The organism is Tsukamurella sputi, assembly GCF_007858445.1.
Classification (GTDB): domain Bacteria; phylum Actinomycetota; class Actinomycetes; order Mycobacteriales; family Mycobacteriaceae; genus Tsukamurella; species Tsukamurella sputi.
On record NZ_VIGV01000158.1, the window covers coordinates 1 to 560 of the forward strand.

At 74.3% G+C, this 560-nt stretch carries 1 protein-coding gene; it reads left to right on the forward strand.

All coding sequences use genetic code 11. The features are described 5' to 3' along the window. On the forward strand, positions 1-560 hold a 560-nt coding region (locus tag FK268_RS23610; protein ID WP_146437888.1), incomplete at both ends, for a response regulator.

A 560-nucleotide genomic window follows, 5' to 3' on the forward strand; every position in this document is an offset into this window, starting at 1 on the left:
GGTCGGACTCACCACGGTCGGCTCCGCGCGCACGGTCTCCGAGGCGCGGGCGATCCTCGAGCGCGAGCGGGTCGACCTCGCGCTGGTGGACGTCTACCTCCCCGACGGCTCGGGCATCGACCTGGTGCGGGAGCTGCGGTGCGACGCCTTCATCCTCGGTGCCGCCGACGATGCCGCCAGCGTCCGCGCGGGACTCGCGGCGGGCGCGCTGCAGTACCTGATCAAGCCCTTCCCCGCCACGGAGTTGGCACGCAGGCTGGGCGCCTACACCGCGTACCGCCGGATCCTCGGTTCCGCGGAGGTCACCCAGGAACAGGTCGACGCCGCGTCCTCGGTGCTGCGCAGCGAGCGTCCCGCCCCGCGCCGCGACGACGGCGGTTCGGTGACGGAACGCCGGATCGTCGAGGCGCTGCGGGGGTCCGGAGAACCGATGCTCGCCGACGACATCGCCTCCGACGTCGGGGTCTCACCCGCCACCGCGCGCCGCTACCTCGCGGAACTGGTGCGGGACGGGACGCTGACGATGGCGCTCCAGTACGGGACCACCGGCCGCCCCCGGC